This is a genomic window from Aeromonas sp. FDAARGOS 1405 (genome assembly GCF_019048265.1).
Taxonomy (GTDB): domain Bacteria; phylum Pseudomonadota; class Gammaproteobacteria; order Enterobacterales; family Aeromonadaceae; genus Aeromonas; species Aeromonas veronii_A.
Window position 1 is genome coordinate 873,605 of the sequence record NZ_CP077311.1, and the last position, 23,013, is coordinate 896,617.

Consider the following 23,013-nt stretch of genomic DNA (forward strand, 5'->3'; position numbering starts at 1 on the left):
CAAACGGCTGCGTTTCAATTTTTCACCACACCATCAGAGCAAACGGGCGTGTTGCAGCACTGGCATGGTGCGTTTCAATTCGTCGATAAGCCCGGGCTCCATCTTCGCCAATACGGTGCCGCGCCCGGACTCTTTGCTGGCCAGCACCCGGCCCCAGGGGTCGATCACCATGCTGTGGCCCCAGGTCTGGCGCCCCGTTTCGTGAGTGCCGCCCTGATTGGCCGCGACTACGTAGCACTGGTTTTCGATGGCGCGAGCCCGCAGCAGCGGCTCCCAGTGCGCCTCGCCGGTCACGGCGGTAAAGGCGGCGGGCACCAGCAGCACACGAGCTCCAACTCGGGCCAACTGGCGGTAGAGCTCGGGAAAGCGCAAATCATAACAGATCGAGAGGCCGAGGGGACCAAACGGGGAGTCCACCAGCACAGGTGCATCCCCCGGGCTGAAGGTCTCCGACTCCCGATAGCGGCCGTGATTGTCCGCCACATCCACGTCGAACAGGTGGATCTTGTGGTAGTGGCCCCTGAGCTCACCGCTTGGGTCAAACACCAGCGAGCTGGTGTGGATATGGTCGGAACCTTCGATGGTGGTCGGCACAGCCCCGGCCACCAGCCAGATGCCGTAATCTCGTGCCCATTCGGCCAGCTGCTGCTGGATCGGGCCCTCACCTATGGTCTCGGCCCCATCCAGATAACCCTGCCGCTCGCCAAACAGGGCAAAGTTCTCCGGCAACAGCACCAGCAGCGGCCGCTCTTTGGGCAAGGCGGCCAGCTCGGCGGCGATCTGCTCCAGGTTATCCTGCCAGTGACGGCCAGATACCAGCTGTATTGCGGCTAACCACATGACTCTCTCCTTGTCGCTTGGGCCATCAGATGGTGACAGCATCCCCCGCCTTCAGGGTGTAATCCAGCACTATGATGCGCGCCAGCACCGGGCGAAAGATGGCCTTGAGGGCATCGTGATCAGGATGGGGCATATAGCGCTGGCGGGCAGCCTCGTCGGCAAAGGTCATCAGCACGGTGTGGGTAAAACCGTCATCCCTCCCCTCCGGGCTGTCATTCTCACCCCACTCCACAGCAGTCACACCGCTGACCTGATGCGGAATGGCGAGAAAGGCGGTACGCACCGCATCTATCTGGGCAGGCTTGGTGTCCGGCTTGAAGGCGATCAGCAGGATATGTCGGATCATGGCTCACTCCTTGTGATGGTGCCGGGCCGCTCGTTCAGCGCTGAGCAGGCCCCGCGTGTTTGGGGCTCAGCAGGAAAGGGGTCACCTCTTGCGTTGGCAGGCTGGGAGCAACGGCGTCGACCGCCTCTTTCTGCTGCTGGTTGAGCTTGATGCGTGCGCGATCGCGCCCCGCCTCAATCAGCTTGGGTGCGTCGAGCGGGCCCGAGATACGAAAGTCGATGCGGGTCACCACATCCACCACCGGCTCCAGCAGTTTGGAGAGGGCCAGCACATAGAGACCCGTGATCGGCGTGATGGAAAAGGCCGCCACCACCGGCAGGGTGCCACCCAGGTTCGGGGAAAAGCTCAGCTCGTAGTCGAGCCGCCAGCGCACCAAATCGGCGATCCCCTCGCCGCGCAGATTGCCTGCAGCCCCCTTCATATAGAAATCATTGTTGCTGACCTGCCCCTGCTTGATGGTGGCAGAAGCAGACATGGATTCGAAGTAGAAACCCTTGTCGAACACATCGCGAAAATCGAGGCGCAGCTTGCGCAGCAGGGAGTCGAGACTGAGCAGGGAGAGCAGCCGCGCCCCCTTGTCGTTGACCTCCCGCAGGGTGCCCCCCTCCAGCTGATAGTTGGCACTCCCCCCCAGAGTCGGCAGACTCGGGCGATAGGGCACATCCTGCCAGTTGAGATCAAAGGCGAGGGAGCCGGGGGCATCACCGATGGGCGAGGTGTAGCCGAGCCGCTTGAGCAGCAGCTCGCTGTTGTTGCTGGTCAGCTTGCCACGGGCCCGCGTCTCCATCCGGTTGCCATCGGCCAGCCAGTCGACGCTGCCGGCAAGCTGACTGCCTGCCAACAGCATATCCAGCCCCTTGAGAGTCACCTTGTTGGCGCCCGGCAGCAGCTCGCCTTTCACTTCGCCAAGCGGCAACTCGCCAAAGCGGCAATCGACACAGCTGAATGTCAGCCAGGGGATCGAAGCCATGATGGCGTTATCCTGCTTCGCATCGGGATCCGGGCTGAGATCCGAACTCTTGCCGGACCAGTAGATGCGGGCAAACTTGGCATCCACCGGACGGTTGGCCACTGCGGGCAGGCGGATCACCCCCATCACATCGGGGCTATCGATCATCACTTCGGTCGCCTGATTGGTCGGTCCCACGGTGAAACGCGCCGCCTTGAGGGTGGCACTGCCGATATAGGCACGGGCCAGCTGCCCATCCACCCACCACTCCTGTGGCAGGAAGGCAGGGCCGACTACCGCATTACCGGTCTGGTTCTGCGCTGCCAGCCATTGCTTGAGTCGCGCCAGCCAGCCGCCCACATCGGCCTCCTGCTGGTTGATGGCAAGCAACATGGGGGCATCGCGCATTACCCGGGCACCCGGTTGGCCTATATCAACCCGCACCCGACTGAGATAAGGCCCCCCCTCGCCGTAGACCAGCCGGGTCTGCATATCCACATCAGCCCCCAGCACGGCGCGAATGTCGGCGCTGCCATCCCGGCCACGGGCGATCACCTTGAGCGGCAGCCGGCTGGCGCTGCTCTTGGCCAGCGGCAGCGGCAGATCCAGCCCCATCCCCTGCAGGTTGGAGTCGAGCGCCAGCTGGAAGCTGAACGGCTTGCTCTCGGGCAAGATCAACTCGAGCTTGCCGCCCCAGTTGCTGCGGCCGTTGAGGATACCGTACGAAGAGATGGCGGCGGGTTGGCGGCGGCTATCCCATTGCCCCTTGAAATCGAGGTCGACCTGATAGTGATCCGGATGCTGGCGCCCCTGATAGTCGAGGGTCAGCGGCTGGTTCCACAGGCTCGCCTTGAGGTTGCTGAAACGGGTCTGCTGGTTGTCATACTCGAGGCGCCCCTGCACCTTCTCCAGCGGCAGATCCAGACTGGCGACCCGCACCTTGTTGTTGCTGAAGGTGGCATCGCCACTCGCCTTCACCTCGCTCTCGCCATCGAGAGGAATATCGAGCTTGACCGATCCTGCCATCGGGCCACGGATCTCGATCTCCCGCAGCGCCTGTCCCACCGAACTGCCCAGCGGGGAGTCCTGCAGGTAGTCGCTGATGGCCTTACCCTCCCCCTGCACCTTGGCATCCACATAGAGGTGGGCGCCTGGGGAGAGATCCGGGATCCAGGCATGCACCGAGTCGGAGCTCGCCTTGCCAAGTCGGGTGGAGCGGCTGCGCATATCGAGGCCGGCATTCTGGAACAAGAGATCGATCTGCAGGTCGGTGAGCGGTTGCCAACCAGGGAAGAACTCGTAGGTGGCCCGCTCCAGCGGCACCGCCACCTGGAAGATGCCATCACCTTTCTCATAAGGGAAATCCCGAAACTCCCCATACCAGAGCAGGTCGGCCCCCTTGGCCTTGCCCCCCTTGATGGCGCCGCTCAGGTAATCCACCAGCCCCTTGTCCATCGCCTGCAGCGGGAAGTAGCGATCCGCATGGCCCGCATTCTTCACATCGATGCGACCGGTCAGGGCGAGGAAAGGGTGCTCGAACAGATCGAGGCGGAAACGGCTGGACAGGGTCAGATCCGGGTTATCCAGCGCGATATCCTGCCCGTACAGCACCCAGCCCTGTTCCTCGCGCCACCAGTCGAGGCGGGCCGAGAAGTTGTCGACCGGGATCGGCATCTTGAAGTGACGGGCGGGATCCACTTTGTCGTTTGCCAGCGCCACTCTGGCGCTGCCCCCCTTGGGGGTGAGCCAGAATTCACCGTTGAGATCCTGCATCCCGGGCACGTCGTGCCAGGCATTGAGGCTCACATTGACGATCTCGCCGCTGAGGGATATATCCTGCCACCCGGCATCCGCCTGCAGGGTCAAATCTGTCAGCTTGCCCTTGGGTTTGGTCTGCTTGAGCAGCTCGCTCTGGGCAGGATAAATCGCGGAGACCAGCTGGCTCAGCTGGGCAAGCTGGTCGAGATCGATCTGCGGCACATAGCCCTGCACCCGATCCCCGATCCGCTCCAGCTGCAACCGGCTGTGCAGCCAGGGTTTACCATCCAGCTTGAAGGTGACGCCATGGCTGGCCAGTTGCCAGTTTTCACCATCGCGGCGTAGCTGAACCTTGCCGCCATCGAGGCCGAAACGGTGCATCTCCCCTTTCTTGGGATCCTTCCAGATCAGGTAGTTGTTGCCAAAGGCCAGTAGGGTATTGCCCAGCTTGCCGCTGTCAAACTCGCTCCAGAGCTGGAAATCGAGCTGCCCGGTAACCCTGGGTTCACCAGCATGGAGCCTGGCGAGGGTCGGGGTAATATCGAGCTGGCGGGCACCCAGATAGAGCTGCCCCTTGAGGCGATCGAGCCGATCTTGTGGCGTATCTACATCGAGTATCAGGTCCAGGGTGCTCTCGCCTACCCCGTTGATGAGATAGGCCTTACCGACCCCCTGATGGCGCTTGCCACGATTCTGCCAGCGCAGTTGGGCAATATCGAGTGCTCGCATGTCGCCCAGTGCGGTGGTGACATTGAGCCGGGTGTTATGGATGTCAAAGGTGGAGAGCTGGGTCAGCAGAAAGCGCAGCAGGGCGCCCTGCTGGGGATCGCCGGAAGGGCTGTCGTCAGCCGGTTGGCGCAAGTCGAGGGTGATATCGCCATCGCTGAGGATCAGCTCGCCAAACACCGGCTTTAGCTCGTTAATAGTGCGCCAGAAGTCGAGATGCACCCAGGCCTTGCCGAGCTTGACGGTATAGCGTTTGGAGTCGGGGGCAACGGCGAGCTGTTGCAGTTCGAGGGCCGGGCCTGATTGTGTCCAGCTCAGTCCAATTTGATCGACGCTGACCTTGATTTGCGAATCGCCGAGCAGAGTGTGGATAAGGCTCTCTCGATACTGATTCAGCAAAGGGCCCCCGACCCGCACCAGGGTGACCAGCATGGCCAGCAGTACGAACAGGACCCCCAGGGCTAACCAGCCCCGACTCAGCCAGCGATAGACCAATTACATCATCACCACGTCGAACTGCTCCTGGCCGCAGAGAGGCTCGCTCACCACCCGCACCTGCTTGCCGATAAACACTTCCAGCTCCGCCAGACTGTGGGACTCCTCGCCATGGAGATAGTCGGCTACGGCAGGGGCTGCGTAGACGGTGAACTGATCTGCATCGTAGGCACGGTTGACCCGGATGATCTCCCGCAGGATCTCGAAGCAGACCGACTCCACCGTCTTGACCCGGCCGCGTCCCTTGCACTCGGGGCACTCGGAGCAGAGCACATGCTCCAGACTCTCTCGGGTGCGCTTGCGGGTCATCTCCACCAGGCCCAGCTGGGAGAAACCGTTGACGTTGGTCTTGGCGCGATCCTTTGAGAGCGCCTGCTCCAGACTGTGCAGCACCCGGCGGCGGTGATCTTCCGACTGCATGTCGATGAAGTCGATGATGATGATGCCACCGAGGTTGCGCAGGCGCAGATGACGAGCGATGGCTGCCGTCGCCTCGACGTTGGTATTGAAGATGGTCTCTTCCAGATTACGATGGCCGACAAAGGCGCCGGTGTTGATATCCACCGTGGTCATGGCTTCGGTCTGGTCGATGATGAGGTAGCCACCGGATTTCAGCTCCACCTTGCGCTCCAGCGCCCGCTGGATCTCGTTCTCCACATCGTAGAGATCGAAGATCGGTGACTCGCCGGGGTAGTACTCCAGTTTGCTGGCCAGCTCCGGCACATACTCTTCGGTGAAGCGCTTGAGCTGATCGAAGCTCTGGCGGGAGTCGACGCGGATCTTGTCGAGTTCTGCGCCGACGAAATCGCGCACCACCCGGAATGCCAGACTGGGATCCTCGTAGAGGATCTTGCAGGGGGGATACTTCTGCTTGCGCTCGAGGATCTTGCGCCACAGCCGCTTGAGGAAGGCGGCATCCTGCTCCAGCTCCTGCTCCCCCACCCCTTCAGCGGCGGTACGGATGATGTAGCCACCCAGCTCATCCACATAGCCAGCTACGGTGCGCTTGAGGCGCTCCCGCTCCGCTTCGGACTCGATTCGCTGGGAGACGCCGACGTGAGCGCTGCCCGGCATAAAGACCAGATAGCGGGAAGGCAAGGTGATATCGGTGGTGAGACGGGCACCCTTGGTACCCAGCGGGTCTTTCACCACCTGCACCATGATGTCCTGCCCCTGACGCACCAGCTCGGCGATATTGCCGACCTGGAACTGCTCCTTCTCCTTCACAGCCACACACTCGGTATGGGGCACAATATCGGAGGCGTGTAAAAAGGCCGCCTTGTCCATACCGATATCGACGAAAGCCGCCTGCATGCCCGGGAGCACCCGGCTGATCTTGCCTTTGTAGATGTTGCCGACAATGCCGCGTTTGGCCTGACGCTCTACATGCACTTCCTGCAGCAGACCGTTTTCGACCAGAGCGACACGGGTTTCGGAGGGGGTAACGTTAACCAGCAGTTCTACCGACATAACTAACCTTGCCTGTTCCAGTTTTGAATTCTTATACAGCCAATCCGGTACAACGCGCGCAAGGAAGAACGCAGCAGAGCACAGCTGACGGAAAATTACTTGTGTTGTTCCAGATGCTGCTTGATCAATAGATCCGTCTCCAGCAGCGGCAGGCCGACCACGGCGCTATAGCTGCCTTCGATGCGGCTGACAAACTTGCCGGCAATCCCCTGAATGCCGTAGGCCCCGGCCTTGTCACAGGGCTCTCCGGTTTGCCAGTAGGCCTCAATCTCGGCCTCGTCCAGCTTGCGAAACGCCACGTTGGTGGTGACCAGTCGCACATCGCAGCGCTCGGGGGTGGCCAGCGCCACCGCGGTCATCACCTGATGTACCTTGCCGGAGAGTGCCTCCAGCATATCCTTGGCATCGAGCAGATCGGACGGTTTCTCCAGCACCCGATCCCCCAGCACCACTATGGTGTCGGCACCCAACACCGGCAACGCCGTCGGCGCACACGCCACACCAGCCATCGCCTTGTCGCGGGCGAGACGGCAGACATAATCCTGCGGTTTCTCCCCCTCTTCCCGTTGCTCCGGCACATCCAGTTTCAGCACATCAAAACGATAGCCAAGCTGGGCCAACAGTTCGCGACGACGGGGGGAACCCGATGCAAGATAGAGTTGCAGTTCGTTGTTTTTGCTCATATTTACCTGATATTGAAGCGGCGCCGCACTTTGCGCAACACCAGAAACACCCAGGGCCATATTAGCATCGTCGTCAACGTCGACCAAAAGTAGGCGAAGTTGAGGCTGGCCCGGCTAAACAGGTGTTCGGCCCAGAACACCGTCAGCTTGCCTACCAGCGACAGCCCACCGATGATCAGGGCCTGCTGCCAGAGGGAGAAGTTGCGGATCTTCTGGAACTGGAATGCTGCCAGATAGGTGGTGATGGCCATCGCCATGGCCCGCACGCCGAGGGTGCTGCCAAGCAGCACATCCAGCAGCAGGCCGGCCACCCAGGCGGTGCCGACGTTGGTCCGGTGCGGCAACGCCAGTGCCCAGTAAATGAGCACCATGGCCAGCCAGTCCGGACGAAATGGATCAAATTCGAAAGGAAGCGGCAGGATCGACAGGCTCAAAGCCAGCAGGATCGAAATCCAGATCCAGATCCTGCCGCTGGCGGGTTGCAGCATCAGCGAGTGGCTCCTGCGGCGGAGGCAGCCGTTGCCACCCGTTCGCCATTCTCATCATCGTGTACTTCGGGTTTCTTGTCGGTCCACAGCAGCAGCAGATAGCGCAGCCTGTCCAGCTCGACCAGCGGCTTGGCCTCGACCTGGGCGAAGGGCTTGCCCTCCACATATTCAGAGCGGGTCACGGTCGCCACCGGATAACCTTCAGGGAAACGGCCACCCAGACCGGAGGTGACCAACAGATCCCCCACCTGAATATCGGTGTTGCGCGGCAGGTTACGCAGCTCCAACTTGTCGAGCTCACCACTGCCGGAGGCGATGGCGCGCAAGTCGTTGCGCAGCACCCGCACCGGAATGCCGTGGCTGGAGTCGGTTATCAGCAGCACGCGACTGGTGGTGGAGCCCACGTGGAGCACCTGACCAATCACACCCTGATCGTTGATCACCGCCTGACCGTTATAGACGCCATCCAGCGCCCCCTTGTTGATCAGCACCTGATGGCTGAAGGGGTCGGAATCCACCGACAGCAGCTCGGCCACCATCTTGCGGGACTCTTTGTGCACCGGCGAACCGAGCAGCTCGCGCAGACGCTGGTTCTCGTGCTCCAGATGATCCATCTTGAGCAGGCGAGAGCGCAGGGTAAACAGCTGTTGCTCCTGCTGCTTGGTCTGCTCGATGAGATCGGCACGGGTCTGCACCTGGGTCGACATGGTGTCGAGCAGGGTACCGGGCGCATTGGCCATGTATTGCAGGGGACTGACTAACGAACTGAGGTAGACGCGGACATGGGTAAACACACCGAAGCGGGAGTCCGCGACGATGGCAGCAATGGAGATGATGACGGCGAGAAACAACCGTAACTGAAGCGAAGGGCCTCTACCAAAAATGGGTTTCATGGGTCGTCAAAAAAGAGCCGGCACGCTGGCCGGCTTTGGGTCTTATTCGTAGTGGAACAGATCGCCACCGTGCATATCGATCAGCTCCAGCGCCTTGCCGCCGCCACGGGCCACACAGGTGAGGGGATCTTCGGCCACGACGACAGGAATGCCAGTCTCTTCCATCAGCAGACGGTCGATATCTTTCAGCAGAGCGCCACCACCGGTCAGCACCATGCCGCGCTCGGAGATGTCGGAAGCCAGTTCCGGCGGGGACTGCTCCAGAGCCACCATAACGGCGGCCACGATACCGGACAGCGGCTCTTGCAGCGCTTCCAGGATTTCGTTGGAGTTGAGGGTGAAGCTGCGCGGTACACCTTCAGCCAGGTTGCGACCACGGACTTCAATCTCGCGCACCTCTTCGCCCGGATAGGCGGAGCCGATCTCGTGCTTGATGCGCTCGGCAGTGGCTTCACCGATCAGGCTGCCGTAGTTGCGACGGACGTAGCTGATGATGGCTTCGTCAAACTTGTCGCCACCGATACGGACGGACTGGGAGTAGACCACACCGTTCAGGGAGATGATGGCTACTTCGGTAGTACCACCACCGATATCAACCACCATGGAACCGGTTGCTTCGGACACCGGCAGGCCGGCACCGATGGCAGCAGCCATAGGCTCATCGATCAGGTAAACCTCGCGGGCACCTGCACCCAGAGCGGACTCCTTGATGGCACGACGCTCAACCTGAGTGGAGCCACACGGTACACACACCAGCACACGCGGGCTGGGGCGGAAATAGTTGTTGTCGTGAACCTGCTTGATGAAGTGCTGCAGCATCTTCTCGGTCACGTAAAAATCGGCAATCACGCCGTCTTTCATCGGGCGGATCGCGGAGATGTTGCCCGGGGTACGGCCCAGCATCTGCTTGGCGGCATGACCGACAGCAGCGACCGATTTGGCGTTCCCGCGCTCTTGGCGAATGGCGACAACTGAGGGTTCGTTAAGGACGATCCCTTGATCTTTTACATAGATCAGGGTGTTGGCAGTTCCCAAATCGATCGACAGATCGTTGGAAAAGACGCCTCTGAGCTTTTTGAACATGGCTACGGGAAATCCTAAGAATTTGGAGGTGCAGAAAACCGGCTAACTTTACCAATGCCCACCCCAATCGGCAAGCGCTCAAACTGTCGCCAATCAATCAGGCGCGACAAAAATGCGAGTCATCACTCACTCGCACACGCTTGCAAACACTAATAAACAAGGATTTAGGGGGATGCTGCTGAGCCATCCCCCCTTTCACATTATTCAATGCAATACTTCGCGCCGATAAATAATTCTGTCATTACCACGGCTGGAGCCGAAAATGGCCTCCCCCTGCAGGTTGCCGTCATTGGCACTCGTTGGGTCAGACAACCAGAGTGGCGATGATGGCTGTTTTGCCAAATCGACCTTGTAGGGGATGCGCACCGAGATGTCCGGCTTGGCAAAGTGGAACAGGATCTCCCCGTCTTTCGCCAGTGCAGCCTCCCCACCCGGTGCCGAACTGCCCAACCCCAGCTTTATCTTGCGACCCGCCCCCAGCTCCAGGTCACGGCTGGCCCCATCAAAGGTGTGACTCGGGTTGAGGAAAGTGAACCCCTGATTGGCCAAAGAGAGCTGGGTACATTGATCTTCCTTGTTCAACAACCAGTTGCCCGCTTCGTAATATTGCATCTGCTGCGGAATGGCCAGCGGCGCCGAGGCCAGGCCTGCCTCCGTGCCCGCCTGCAGGCGGCCGAAATAGGCTTTCATTGGCACACTGTCGATTAAACGGGCATTACAACCGCGGCCACTGCAGTTACCCACTACGGCATCATTGAAATTCGGGCTGGCAATCAGCGTTCTGTCGCCATCGTTATCCCTCATATAAAGGCCAAACAGCAAAGAGTTGTAGGGACCATCCGGTTGCGTGTCAGAGAGGCGCACAAACTCGCTGCTACCGGCAGTCAAAGTCGCCCGGCCATTTAGCCATGGCAACGGCTGCAAACTGCGCAAGCGGTTCGACAGGGATTTACCATCCAGGTTATTGGCAACCGAGATAAAAGCACTCCCCTTGGCAAAGGGCCCCGTATAATTCAGGGTCTGTACACCCGTTGTGTTACGAGCCAGCACATCCAGCGCAATGCCAAAGGGCTGGCCCATGTAGGAGAACGCATTGCAGGCCGGCACGATATCACCGCTGACCAGATTGAAGTCGGCAGGAATAAAACGCCCCACCGGCTGGCTCTGGGCTGATGGGATGGTGTAATTGAAGTAGCCATTGGCTGGTGGCGTCGCCGTCATCCGGAACACTCCCACCTCGCTCACAGTCTGGCTAAGGCTATTGACACTGTTGGTCGCTGCCACGTGGTTGTAAGTAGAAGTACCCAATACGGCATTGGAGCCGGGGCTTGGTGCCACCAAGGTGCTACCCAAGCCAATGCCACTCAGCACAAAGTTGGGCGTAGTCTGATTTCCTGCGCAGATATCCCCATCATTAGCCGACTCCCAGGCCATCGCCTTGATATCTACCTGAAACGTCTCCCCCGCTTTTTTGAAGACTGGACAGCTGCTATCACCTGCCGCGCATACCCCTTGCGGAGGGGTAATGCACAAGCCCACCGGACGCGCTACAAACTGATCCGCGCCGAGCATCACCAGACCGGCTTCACTGCCGGTACCATCATAACGGGCATCCAGTTGCACCTTGCCCGCGTCCGGGTACTTAACCGTTATGGTCGACTGCCCCTGAGCATCGAATGCGAGGGAGAGCGGCGTTGCAGCGCCCTGACTGGCACCAATCGTACTGCTGTTGACGCTCATCTGGCTGTTATAGGGGTTACTGGTGGGGGTGATATAGCTACCCCAGAACTTGACGCTCTTGCTCTGGTTGGCAAACCCCGGCACGCACTGCCTGGTCACGTCGCTCTTCTTGACCGCCTTGATGGTCACCGTCTGCGGCTGGTTCGAGTAGGTGTCGGGCACGTCGAAGATAAATCCGCTGTCGGCAAAGGTGAGCGTACAGGCAGCCGCACTCTTGGCGCCACCGCCAACCCGGCACAGGGTGGTACTCAACGGTTTGGTCGAGGGCGTCGAGCCGCTGACCCCGACGGTCACCGTACCGGCGGTATTCTGTCGCAGCGCCAGCGTGGTGGTTCCTCCGCTGAAGCTCACTTGATTGCCTCCCACCCAACCACCGCTGGTACTCGTTGCGGGTTGCAGGGTGGCAGTCACGGGCTCGGTCACCAACAGGCTGCAGTCGGCATTGGCACAGGCCCGAATGGTCAGGGTTTCAGGGTTGCAGGTCAGCGCATTGCCGCTGTGATCGAATTCGAAATGATCGATCTGGGTGCCCACTGGACTGGAACGCAGCGCACAGATCCGCACGTTATCGATCTCGTGGAAGTTGGTCACCGACCCGGTGGACCCAGTCAATGACAGCAGGAAGTTGCCCGGTACTGTCGCTTGGCCGGTCTGGCTCGTCATGTTGATTGGACCAACGAGCGTACGAAACCCGTCACCGCTATCCCGTTCGACGGTGGCCACCGAGTTGCCCGCCGTGCGAGAGTCGACCGTAATGCGATAGCGGTGGGGGCGATTGCTGTTGGTACCGCTGTCGACGGTCGGGTTGAGATTGCTGGCGGTTCCGGCCAGGTAGCGGTAACCGGAGGTACCGGAGCCGGATCCGCGAATAGAGACGGCCTGCGGTCGGGAGCCGATATTATAAGACCCCCCCTCATTGGCGTAGTTGCCGTATTCGTCGATCCCGACACCAAGCCAGCCGCCCGCAAAACCACTGATCCCGGTCTTGAAACCGTATCCTAGGGGGCCACCAAACGCACCTGGTTGTGGCGTCAGGGTGGCATCCGAGAGCACCACCGCCATGCCATCCGCCCCGCTTGTGCCGGAAGTCTTGTAGGCGTATTGATCGAACTCGACCGTCACCAGGTTACCAGCCCCGGGGAAGAGGCGCTGGAAAGTGGCCGACGTGGCCTGGTTGGTGACGTTCTGGGTAAGACGCAGGCGACCATTCTGCACCGATGGCAATGTGCTGTTGTTGCGCTGAGCCACGACCCAACTGTCGGGGTTGATCTGGCTGCTTTCGAAACCGTCGACAAAACAGGTCAGCATCGGCGGAAGTACCGCTTCATTGATGCTGGACTGGGCATCCATGGCCAGATAGCGGGCCGTCACCCTGCCATAGACGGTGGCATTATTGTTCATGGTGAGCTTCCCATCGGCATAGAGATAACCATAAAACGTGGTGCGGTTGTCGATCACCATGTCGTTATAGTTAACCCAGATGAGACTGCCCTGATTATTGGCATTGATATTGACCGTATTGACCAGCTTGACATCCTGATTGACGAAAATCCGGGTGGTGCCACTGCCTGAGAGACGGATGGTACCGCTGTCCAGAATCAGCTTGTCGATGAAGTAATCCCCCTCCCCCAGCACCAGGATCGCGTTGTTGCGCACTGTCAGCGTCTTGATCAGGTAGGTGCTGCGGCTGGGGAACGTCATAGTGCAGTTTTCTACCGTCATCGCACCATAAGAGGTACTGGAAGCCGTTTGCGCACCGAACGAACAGAGCTGGGTCGAATTGGAGGTGATGGCGGGAAAAGCATTATTCCCGCTCAGGGACAGCCCGCGGATATCTTTGCCAGTAACGCTACAAACCATGTAGCCGCCAGTACCATCATCGCAGCGCGGCGTATTGTTCTGATCCGGCTGGATGGAGCAGAAGTTGAGAGGCAAACCGCCGGAACCGTTGATCTTGGCGTTGTTGAGTTGGCTAAGCTGGTAGCCGCTAATCTGATGGCAAACGTTATTGTTGTTGCCATGATGCCCTTGCACCACATCCGGAAAGAGCGTGCCTGTGTCGATAGGGTCGAAGGCCCAGACATGGCCAGTAAAGAGGGCAAGCGCCCATACCCATTTCATTGTCCGCCTCCGTCATACGCTTCAAGCATCAGAGTTCTGCTCACGGCAAAATCGGGACTCGCACTATCCAGTTCAGAGGAACCACAGGTTCCGACACTCTCGAGACGATAGCCATTAGTCACGGCACCGTTATAGGTCACCGGAACCTGAGTGCAACGCACAGCAACTTGGCACTGCACCAGACCGGTAACGCCGGTGAACGAGGGGGTCGGGCTGATCCAGTCACAACGATCCTGGGGAGATGGCGCAGCAGGCCGGTTCGGAAACAGCTGATACAGAGCAATCTCCAGCCCGCTCTGGGCGGCCAGCAGGGCCCGCACGCTGCGCACCTCCACGGTATTTTTCTCGCCGCTATCGACCAGAAAACGGCCCATGGCAGCCGCCAGCAGTGCCATCACCACAATCACAAACAGGGCGATCATCAAGGCACTGCCTCGCATCCGTCCGAAAGCCTGTGGATCAGGGCACATTGAACACCTCTATCTTGTGGTTGAAGGTGACCGACTCCCCCTTGCGTTCGAACACAAAGCGCATGCCAAACTCCCCTTCGGCGTTAAACGCCGAGGTTTCCCGATAGAAGGTTCCAATACGAAGGGAATCGGCCATCAATACGCCTTGTGCAGGTAAGGATGCTCCAATGGGGGCAGTGGCACGGATCAGCGTGTTTCCTTCCACACAGTAACGTACCTGCTGGTTGGCAAAGTAGACCCGGCTGCCCGGAGAGAGACCAGCTAGGCTCTCGGCACTGGTATAGCGGATGGTTTGCGCTCCGGATACGGGCGTCAGCACATCCGTGACCTTGGCCACGCAGCGGCCATAATCGCAGCCAGCCGTGAGCGAACCGGCATTTTTGTCCGGCACAGGGAAGACGATCAGCTGATCATTTTTTTTGACGGCGGTGGCATCCACATCCAGTGGGTTGGCAGCAGAAGCCGGGGTCGCCATCACCAGCTCAAGGGTGGCCGTGCTCCCCGACATAGCACGGTTAAGCGCCAGATAGCGGCTGGAGGTGCTGATGGGCCAAAACCGCAGACAGGCACCGGAGTCGACCCATGCCCCGCCAGTCGTCTCGATCCGCTCCGATCCCGGCACCGCATCGCGCAGTTCGCGGTTAAGCCGCTCCATGGCGAAGCGGGCATCGCTCATCAGCTGCTCACGGCTGCTGGCATCGCCATAAATCTGGGTACCGATACCGATAAACTGGCTGGTAAAGGTCGCCATTATCCCGAGCAGCAGGATGACCATCACCAGCTCGACCAGGGTAAAGCCACGGTTACCCCGAGGTTTGTGGTAGGTTCGATTGGCCACCAGGCGTAATCTGGCGCCGGAGTTGGCTAGGGGCGCTGATATTCTGGTAGAGAGGCAACCCCCGACAGCAGAGCGATCCATCAGTAGTTCCCCCGGTAGAAGGAGAAGTCGAGCACGCTCTGATCCGGTAGCTTGATCTGCAGATCAATACGCTTACCCACAGAACAGGGTGCGGCACAACTCTTGAAGGTGCCGTCGCTGAAATCGGCTCCACTCACCGCAATTTTCACCTGATAGTTGCGATACTCCTCGCTACTGACTCCCACCTCAGTTTGGGTCAGCGTGTTGGCATCCACCCAGCTACCTGCGGTATCGAAATCATCCACATCGTTATAGGCATAGGATGCGGGCTCGCCATCAGGACCATATTGACTAGGCTGCCAACCAGCAATCGTCGGAGCAGGAGGTTGCTGGGTACATGCCACGCCAACAGGGCAACTGCAATCCCCATAAAATTGGCCATTAAAGGTCTCGCCACAACGATAACGACCACCGTTATGATCCGAATGTTCATCAAACGACTTTTGCAGGATCTCGCCGGAGAGGCGCTGGGCAAGCTGGGCGGCGCGCACCTGCTGCACCGGATCCACTGCCTGAGGTGCTTGATTGATAAGTAACCCCAACATACCGGTCAAGGCCACGGCCAGCAGCACGATGCCGAGGATCAGCTCAATCAGGGTAAAACCACGCTTAAGGGATCTCATGGATATATCCCTCTGACTCAATCTGGATACGGCTGGTTTCGCGACCATCTGTGGCTTGCAGCTCGCAGCCACCGGCGCAGCTACCGAGCGGGCGGCCCATCTGATCAAAGCGGATAACAAAAGGAGGCGTGCCCTTGTTCGAGGAGAGGGAGATCCCGGCTGACAGGGTCACCGGACGGCCACGGGTGAGCTGATTAGCGTTCCAGCTCGATATAGCCGCAGGATCACCACAAGGGGAGAGCGTGCTGTGGCCAAACTGGCCCTCGTCAACCCGCAGTGAGGTACAACGATTGGCCGGTTCGTGCATATTGACGGTCTGTACCAGCCGCAGCCGGGTAAGCAGCTCGTCACGCACGGTTTGAGTTTCAAAGCCGCCTTTGCCCAGCCATTTTGGCACGGCAAAGGCGGCCAGAATCCCGAGTAACAGGATCACCAGTACCAGTTCAATCAGGGTAAAGCCCTTGGTTGCAGGCATGGGACTTCTCATCAGGGAAAAGAGAAAGCGAGGCCGAAGCCTCGCCTTTTTAATCATTATTTACCGCATTCAGTACTTACTGCGATGGAGGGTACGCCACCTACAGCAGTAATAGTATTCGCATAAGTCACAGCACACTTACTGTTAGGTTCGTTGCTGGGTTTAAAAGTACCAGGAGTACCAGACACTTCACTCCAGCCATCCAGAGCAACAGTTTTACCTGCATCTGTGGTGAGTGGGTAACCAAATTTGGTGTTAACTGTGGTACCGGCTACAGAAACAGCACCAGAGGTACCCTCAATTCCCAGAATTGCAGCTTTGCTATATACCAACTGGGAAGAGCTTTGCAGAGATGCTTTGACACCATCTGCAGCTGCTTTACGAGCATCATCCTGCAAATTCAGGAACTTGGGTGCAGCGGTGACCGCCAGAATACCCAGAATAATGATCACGATAACCAGTTCGATCAGGGTAAAACCCGCCTGTTTTTTCATTTCACTTTCCTCTGTCAATTGATGTTGGTAGTCACCTGACCGGACGCCGGACGGTAACTGAAACTCATGAATGCATCAGTACTGCCTTGCGGATCCTGATACTTGCCATCGCTGCCCTTACTCAAACTATTGACCAGATAGTAACGACAGACCGAATCCAGTCCATTACTGCTCACAGTGGCATAGTATTTCAGGTCATTGCCGCTACCGCGTACTTCATTGAAGTTGGCCGTAGCCTTGGGCGGGTTTTGCAGCAACCCCTCCCAAATCTTGAGACAACGCTCTGCGCTCAGATTGGCCGGATCCACATCCGGATTGCCGCTGGCAGCAGTATCCATGGGATAGCCGGGAGACAACTCGCCGTTGCTGATCTGGGCATCGGTCGGCGTGGTCAGATAGAAGCGGCTGCCGTCATAGAGCACGGTATTGAGGCTATCCTGTTTGGCGCGCCCTTCCGCTTCCCACTGGGCCCGCACTAGCGACACTCCTGTTGCAAAACCACCCGAGACGCCCTCGACGCTGGCCTTTTTCGCCTCGTCGGTTACATCCAGAAAACGGGGCAACGCTGTTACCGCCAGGATCCCCAGGATCACGATAACGATCACCAGCTCAATCAGGGAGAAGCCGGCGGTCACTCTTGTCATCCCGTTATTTGGCATTGATGGTGCCATTGGTTTCATTTTCATGCTCCCTTGGTAATGGCCGATATTATTTCATGCAGACCTAAAAAAATCATGTAGTTGGGTCATATGATTAGCCTCATTCAAGGCTTTTTAATCACTCGCCCGTCGGAAAACAGATAAACCAGCCAATAACCATCCCACCCCATCTCGCACCCGCTGCCATCGGGGCGGGCCAGAAACTGCAAGGGTGGCATGCCCCCCTCCGTCTCTCCCACCAACGCCAGCCACAACTGACGACAATTTTCTGATGGTGATTGCAGGGGCAACAGTCCGAGTGGCCAGCCACGCTCATCAAATTGCCAACCATGACCCGCGCTATGCAGGGTGTCGGGGCGCCGCTCATTCAGCCAGATCCCGTGCAAACGCTGTGCCCGCTCCGCAAATTGCTCCCCCAGCAGGGTGAGCGAAAGCTGTTGCGCCTCCTCCCGGTTGATCTGATAGCTGCGCACCAGGGTCGTGACGATCACCATCAACAGCATTATCACGGCGATCCGCCGATATCCGGCCAGCCAGCGATCATCCTGTTGTGTCTGTCTGTTCATCCACTCCTCGACTCCCTCGCCCTATTGCCTCTTACGACGCTCATCATGCCCAGCCACTCAGGTGTGAAGATGCCGAGTTACTTGCTACGAACCACTCACATCCCGCTCGCATCATGTCCCACCATTCTGGCGTGAAGATACGGGGTTACTTGCCTCTTACGGCCCTCATCATGTCCCACATAGGCGTGAAGATACCCAGCGCCAGGATCAACACCATTACTGCCACGATCCCGATCAGGATCGGCTCGATGCGGGCGGTGAGACTCTTGAGGTCATAATCCACCTCGCGCTCGTAATACTCGGCCGCTTCGTGCAGCAGGTCATCGACCTGACCGGTCTCCTCACCCACGGCGATCATCTGCATCACCAGCGGGGTGAACAGGCCGCTGCTACTGGCGGTGCGAAGCAGGCTCTCGCCCCGCTCGATACCGGCGCGCATATCCCGTACCCGCCCCGCCATATAGGCGTTATCCACCGCATCGGCCACCAGGGTCAGCGCGGTGTTCAGCGGCACCCCTGCCTTGAGCATCATGGAAAAACTGCGGGCAAAACGGGCCAGCAGGGAGCGCTCTATGATGGTGCCGACGATCGGCAACTTGAGCTGCCAGCGGTGCCAGGTCAGCTTGCCCTTGGTGGTGGCGACCCAGCGGCGCCAACCGAACACCATCCCCGCCAGAATAGCGAGCAGCAGCCACCAGTAGTTGACAAAAAAGTGCGAGGTGGCGAGCAGAATGCGGGTCGCCAGCGGCAACTCCACCCCGAATTTGGCGAACATGCCGGCAAACACCGGGATCACCATGATATTGAGGATCACCATGGCGATACCGATGGCGATCATCACGAAGCTGGGGTAGCGCATGGCAGTCTTGATCCGCTTGCGAGTCTCCAGCTCCAGCTCGAAATAGTTGGCGAGCTGCAAAAAGGCCTCTTCCAGCTGACCTGTGTTCTCACCCACATGGATAATGGCGACGAACAGGCTGCTGAATACCTTGGGGTGCGCCTGCATCGAGCTGGAGAGCGGACGACCGTTGCCAAGATCTTCCCCCAGCGAGTGAAGCGCCCGCTTGAGCGGCTTGCTGTGGGTACTCTCCTCCAACCCGGCGATGGCACGCAGGATCGGGATCCCGGCCCGGGTCAGGGCATACATCTGGCGGCTGAAGATCACCAGCTCATCCAGCTTGACGCCCCCTTCCAGCAACAGTGACCAGTCGATGGCGGCGGACTTGGCCTTGCCCGGTTTGAGCTCGGTGGGCATCACGCCGCGGCGCATCAGCTGCTCGGCGGCCGCCATCTCGTTGGCCGCTTCGACCACGCCACTGGTCGCGTTGCCCTGGCTGTCACGCCCCTTGTAGGCAAAGTTAGCCATCGCTTACCCCAGATCCTCGGCCAGTCGCAGCACCTCATCCACCGAGGTGATCCCCTGACGGGCATAATCGAGGGCAGTGAGGGCCAACGGCCGGTAGTGTTCGTGTTGACGGGCCGCCTTGGCGAACCCTTCCGCATCGTTGCGGCGCAGGGCATCCATCATCGGCTGATCCAGCTCCAGCAGCTCGTAGACCCCGATCCGGCCGGAATAACCGGTAAAGTTACAACTCTGGCAACCCCGGCCCTTGTGATAGGTATGCTGGCCAGGCGCCTCGCCGGAGAGCACGGTAAGCCAGGTGGCCTGCCCTTCGTCCAGCGCCTTCTCCTCGACGCAGTGCTCACATACCCGCCGCACCAGCCGCTGGGCGACCACAGCCCGCAGGGCACTCGCCACCAGATAGCCGGGCGCCCCCATGTCGATCAGACGCAGGGCACTGGTCACCGCATCGTTGGTGTGCAGGGTGGTCAGCACCAGGTGACCGGTGATGGCGCCACGCAGACCGATCTCCACCGTCTCGTTGTCCCGCATCTCACCCACCAGCAGGATGTCCGGGTCCTGGCGCAGGGTGGAACGCAGCACGTGGGAAAAGGTGAGACCGATCTTGGGATTGACCTGCACCTGGCTGATACGGGGCAAACGATACTCCACCGGATCTTCGACCGTGATGATCTTGTTGCTGGACTGGTTGAGCTCGGAGAGAGCGCCATAGAGGGTGGTGGTCTTGCCGCTACCGGTGGGGCCGGTCACCAGGATCATGCCGTGCGGGCGTTTGAGCTGACGACGGAAACGGGTCAGGATCTCCGGCGGCATGCCGGTCTCGGTCAGCGAGAGGATGCCGGAGGATTGATCCAGCAGACGCATCACCACAGACTCGCCATACTGCACCGGCATGGTGGACATCCGCACATCCACATCACGGCCGCGCACCTTCATATTGAAACGGCCATCCTGCGGCAAGCGCTTCTCGGAGATATCGAGCCCGGCCACCAGCTTGAGACGCAGCACCAGCGCCTGGGCGATGCGCACCTCGTTGAGGATATTCTCGTGGAGGATGCCGTCGATCCGCTGGCGAATGCGCAGCACCTTCTCGTCCGGCTCGATGTGGATATCCGACGCTCCCACCTGCACCGCATCCTCGAACAGGGAGCGCAGCAGCTTGGCCACCGTCGCCTCCCCCTCGTCATTGGCCCCCAGATTACCTGAACCCAACTCGAAGCCGGAGTCCTGATACTCCTCCTGCAGCTGTTCGGCGAAGCTCTCAATCTCGCGGGTGCGGCGATAGAGGCGGTCAAAATAGTCCAGCAACTGCCCTTCCCGCGCGACCGCCAGCACCATCTCCCGCGGGCTCAGCAGGGCGGCGATGGCATCCAGCGCACTCAAATCCGCCGGATCCGACATGGCCACCGTCACCTTGTTGTCGGTGAGGTTGACTGCCAGCGCCCGATAACGGCGTGCCTGCACTTCGGGCAGCAACGGCACAGCAGCGGCGTCGATGGTGAGGTTATTGAGATCGAAGAAGGGCACATCCAGCTGGCGAGCGAGGAACTGCAGTAGCTGCACCTCACTGATAAAACCGAGGTCAATCAGAGTGGTACCCAGTTTGCGGCCGGTCTGACGCTGCTGCTGCAAGGCAAGCTGCAACTGATCATCAGAGATGATCTGCTCTTGAACCAGCAGGTCGCCGAGGCGCATTTTCAGTCTGGGTTGTGCCATGTTTGCTCCGATATCTGTTACTTCACACCCGTTGCCACATCCGATGATCTCTTCGCTCATCGAACCTGCGTTTATCAAGGGGTTAGTTGGCCAATTCGTTGTTCCAGCCAGTTGGTCGACGCCTCGCCGAGGTTGCCGTGCAGCAGGGCGTTGCGATAGGCATCGAGCGCCCGCTGGCTGTGCCCCTGACCATCCTCGGCCACGCCGAGACCAAGCCACCAGCGGCCCTGATCCGGCTGCTGGCGCAGCAGCTTCACATAGAGATTGGCCGCCTCGACATTCTGTCCCAGCTCCTGAGCCAGTCCGGCCCAGGTGGCGTAATAGTCCAGGTTGCTGGCAAGATCAGGTTGATAACCGGACAACCAGCCAAGTGCCTGCTGCTGCTGTCCCTCGCTGATGGCAAGACGGGCCAGCAGCAGACGAAAATCGGCCTGCAGGGGATCGAGTCGGATCCCCTCCTCCAGCAGCTGACGCGCCTCGGTCAGACGCCCCTCGCCGTAGAGCAGCCCCGCCAGTTGCTCCCGCGCCCCCTGGTTGTAGGGATCGTGGGCCAGCACCTGATAGTAATTGTCCTGCGCATCCCGCAGACTCCCCTTGGCCATGGCGGTCGTCGCCTTGCGCTCCGCCAGTGCCGCCAGCTCCTTGGCCGACAGTTCAACCGTCTCGATCTTCAATACGCTAGGTTTGCGTGGCGCACTCGCGACAGCCTGCTGTTCTGCCGCCAGTTCAGCGTAAAGCTCGGGCTGCAGCTCTTCATCGGTCGGCTCCGACTCGTCGATATCGCTGGAGGCATCAAAGGGGGCACCATCGGCCATCTCTCCATCTACCTGCCCGCCAGCGGTATCAGCCACTCTCTCATCCCCACCCGGCAACGGCAGCGCAGCGGCCACCTCGACCGGCTCGGGCGGGTTGACTGGCGCGGCGGCTCGTGTCACCACATCGGGGGCCACCACTTCACTGGCGGCGACGACAGGGTGAGCTTGCTGCCAGTAGATCCAGGTGCGCCAACCGAGGATCCCCAATGCCAGACCACAGATCAGGGTCAACAGCAACATCCACCAACCCTGCTGACGTACTGGCGGGATATAGACGGCAGTTCCCTCGGCGCCTTGCTGGCGCCGATCCAGATCTTTCAGCATCTGGTTGATAACGCTCATGGCCAGACTCCATAAGCCAGGGCGCACCCCAGCAACAGTAACAGGGGCCACCAGCGCAAGGGCGCAAAGCGGCTGGCATCGTCGGTATCGCGAATGGCGAGCCTCACCAGACGGCTATCGATCCGGCGCCCCCCCTGACCGTAGGCCAACATCAGGCATTTGTGCGCCAGGATGTTGATCAGTCTCGGGATCCCTCGCGAGGCCCGCCACAGCATCCGCATGGCGCGGCCAACAAACAGTGGTGCCCCGCGGTAGCCGGAGACCTGCAATCTGTGCTCCAGATAGGCGCGGGTCTCGTCAAAGCGCAGCGGGCGCAGGCAGTATGAAAAGCCGATCCGCTGGCGCAGTTGGCGCAGGTGAGGCCTGGCCAGTCTGACATCCAGCTCTGGCTGGCCGAACAGCACGATCTGCAGCAGCTTGCTCGATTCGGTCTCGAGATTGCCGAACAGGCGGATCGCCTCCAGCGTCTCGTCCGGCAGCGCTTGCGCCTCGTCGATCAGCACCACCACCCGACTGCCCTGCTGGTGCAGGCTGATCAGGTGACGATGGATACGATCGGTCAGATCCAGCTCGCTCTGATCCCGTACCGCCAACCCCAGCTCCAGCGCCAGCGCGATGCGCAGTTCGGCCGGAGTGAGGTGGGGATTGGGCAACCAGGCAAGCCGCACCGGACGCGCTTCCGAGCCCAGTTCGCTGAGCAGCTTGCGGCAGAGCAGGGTCTTGCCGGTACCCACCTCGCCGGTCACCTTGATAAAGCCCTCCCCCTGCGCCAGCGCCCAGTTGAGCACCTGCAGCGCCTCTTCGTGAGGCGGCAGGCCGTAGTAGAAGCCGGTATTGGGAGTGAGGCTGAACGGTGCCTCCTGCAGGCCGAAGTGGGTCAGGTACATGAGACCTCACCTGCCACGGCAAGCAAGCAGCCTGTGCTGGCAAGGCAGCACAGGCCGTTCGGGATAAGGGTGACCGCATCTGGTGTCATGGG

At 59.9% G+C, this 23,013-nt stretch carries 20 protein-coding genes; all 20 read right to left on the bottom strand.

Going from position 1 to position 23,013, the window contains the following annotated elements:
• Positions 1 to 33: 33 nt before the first annotated feature.
• Positions 34 to 840, bottom strand: a complete 807-nt coding sequence (locus I6L35_RS04170; protein ID WP_216979614.1) for a carbon-nitrogen hydrolase family protein — start codon at positions 838 to 840, stop codon at positions 34 to 36.
• Positions 841 to 865: 25 nt separating this feature from the next.
• The gene (locus tag I6L35_RS04175; RefSeq protein ID WP_216979615.1) at positions 866 to 1,186 is read right to left on the bottom strand and encodes a Dabb family protein; all 321 of its coding nucleotides are present in this window, start codon (positions 1,184 to 1,186) and stop codon (positions 866 to 868) included.
• Between the two features lie 34 nt (positions 1,187 to 1,220).
• Positions 1,221 to 5,114, bottom strand: a complete 3,894-nt coding sequence (locus I6L35_RS04180; protein WP_216979616.1) for a YhdP family protein — start codon at positions 5,112 to 5,114, stop codon at positions 1,221 to 1,223.
• Positions 5,115 to 6,584, bottom strand: a complete 1,470-nt coding sequence (gene rng / locus I6L35_RS04185) for a ribonuclease G (protein ID WP_005340056.1) — start codon at positions 6,582 to 6,584, stop codon at positions 5,115 to 5,117.
• Positions 6,585 to 6,679: 95 nt separating this feature from the next.
• Positions 6,680 to 7,267 (bottom strand): nucleoside triphosphate pyrophosphatase, encoded by a 588-nt coding sequence (locus I6L35_RS04190; RefSeq protein ID WP_005342909.1) that lies wholly within the window; start codon positions 7,265 to 7,267, stop codon positions 6,680 to 6,682.
• 2 nt (positions 7,268 to 7,269) lie between these two features.
• Positions 7,270 to 7,755 (bottom strand): rod shape-determining protein MreD, encoded by a 486-nt coding sequence (gene mreD, locus I6L35_RS04195; RefSeq protein WP_005342908.1) that lies wholly within the window; start codon positions 7,753 to 7,755, stop codon positions 7,270 to 7,272.
• Complete coding sequence (gene mreC, locus I6L35_RS04200; RefSeq protein WP_005342907.1) at positions 7,755 to 8,648, bottom strand: rod shape-determining protein MreC; 894 nt, start codon at positions 8,646 to 8,648, stop codon at positions 7,755 to 7,757. Before mreC ends, mreD begins: the two co-directional genes overlap by 1 nt.
• A 42-nt stretch (positions 8,649 to 8,690) precedes the next feature.
• Positions 8,691 to 9,731 carry a rod shape-determining protein gene (locus I6L35_RS04205; RefSeq protein ID WP_005340051.1) on the bottom strand — a complete coding sequence of 347 codons (1,041 nt, stop codon included), beginning with the start codon at positions 9,729 to 9,731 and terminating at the stop codon, positions 8,691 to 8,693.
• A gap of 204 nt (positions 9,732 to 9,935) precedes the next feature.
• On the bottom strand, positions 9,936 to 13,592 hold the full coding sequence (locus I6L35_RS04210; RefSeq protein ID WP_216979617.1) for a DUF6701 domain-containing protein: 3,657 nt from the start codon (positions 13,590 to 13,592) through the stop codon (positions 9,936 to 9,938).
• Positions 13,589 to 14,014: an MSHA biogenesis protein MshP gene (locus I6L35_RS04215; RefSeq protein WP_216979618.1), complete on the bottom strand. Its 426-nt coding sequence runs from the start codon at positions 14,012 to 14,014 to the stop codon at positions 13,589 to 13,591. Before I6L35_RS04215 ends, I6L35_RS04210 begins: the two co-directional genes overlap by 4 nt.
• A 37-nt stretch (positions 14,015 to 14,051) precedes the next feature.
• Positions 14,052 to 14,981: a type II secretion system protein gene (locus I6L35_RS04220; protein ID WP_216979619.1), complete on the bottom strand. Its 930-nt coding sequence runs from the start codon at positions 14,979 to 14,981 to the stop codon at positions 14,052 to 14,054.
• On the bottom strand, positions 14,981 to 15,604 hold the full coding sequence (locus I6L35_RS04225; protein WP_216979620.1) for a prepilin-type N-terminal cleavage/methylation domain-containing protein: 624 nt from the start codon (positions 15,602 to 15,604) through the stop codon (positions 14,981 to 14,983). The genes I6L35_RS04220 and I6L35_RS04225 overlap by 1 nt, the downstream gene beginning before the upstream one ends.
• Positions 15,591 to 16,079: a prepilin-type N-terminal cleavage/methylation domain-containing protein gene (locus I6L35_RS04230; protein ID WP_216979621.1), complete on the bottom strand. Its 489-nt coding sequence runs from the start codon at positions 16,077 to 16,079 to the stop codon at positions 15,591 to 15,593. The genes I6L35_RS04225 and I6L35_RS04230 overlap by 14 nt, the downstream gene beginning before the upstream one ends.
• A 56-nt stretch (positions 16,080 to 16,135) precedes the next feature.
• Entirely contained in the window at positions 16,136 to 16,573 is a 438-nt protein-coding gene (locus I6L35_RS04235; RefSeq protein ID WP_139409366.1) for a prepilin-type N-terminal cleavage/methylation domain-containing protein, read from the bottom strand.
• 14 nt (positions 16,574 to 16,587) lie between these two features.
• Positions 16,588 to 17,259, bottom strand: a complete 672-nt coding sequence (locus I6L35_RS04240; protein WP_106844142.1) for a prepilin-type N-terminal cleavage/methylation domain-containing protein — start codon at positions 17,257 to 17,259, stop codon at positions 16,588 to 16,590.
• A gap of 77 nt (positions 17,260 to 17,336) precedes the next feature.
• Positions 17,337 to 17,798 carry a hypothetical protein gene (locus I6L35_RS04245; protein ID WP_216979622.1) on the bottom strand — a complete coding sequence of 154 codons (462 nt, stop codon included), beginning with the start codon at positions 17,796 to 17,798 and terminating at the stop codon, positions 17,337 to 17,339.
• A gap of 145 nt (positions 17,799 to 17,943) precedes the next feature.
• Positions 17,944 to 19,164: a type II secretion system F family protein gene (locus tag I6L35_RS04250; RefSeq protein ID WP_069528448.1), complete on the bottom strand. Its 1,221-nt coding sequence runs from the start codon at positions 19,162 to 19,164 to the stop codon at positions 17,944 to 17,946.
• 3 nt (positions 19,165 to 19,167) lie between these two features.
• On the bottom strand, positions 19,168 to 20,877 hold the full coding sequence (mshE, locus tag I6L35_RS04255; RefSeq protein ID WP_216979623.1) for an MSHA fimbrial ATPase MshE: 1,710 nt from the start codon (positions 20,875 to 20,877) through the stop codon (positions 19,168 to 19,170).
• 74 nt (positions 20,878 to 20,951) lie between these two features.
• Positions 20,952 to 22,034 (bottom strand): tetratricopeptide repeat protein, encoded by a 1,083-nt coding sequence (locus I6L35_RS04260; RefSeq protein WP_216979624.1) that lies wholly within the window; start codon positions 22,032 to 22,034, stop codon positions 20,952 to 20,954.
• Positions 22,031 to 22,921, bottom strand: a complete 891-nt coding sequence (locus I6L35_RS04265) for an ExeA family protein (protein WP_216979625.1) — start codon at positions 22,919 to 22,921, stop codon at positions 22,031 to 22,033. The genes I6L35_RS04260 and I6L35_RS04265 overlap by 4 nt, the downstream gene beginning before the upstream one ends.
• Between the last annotated feature and the right edge of the window lie 92 nt (positions 22,922 to 23,013).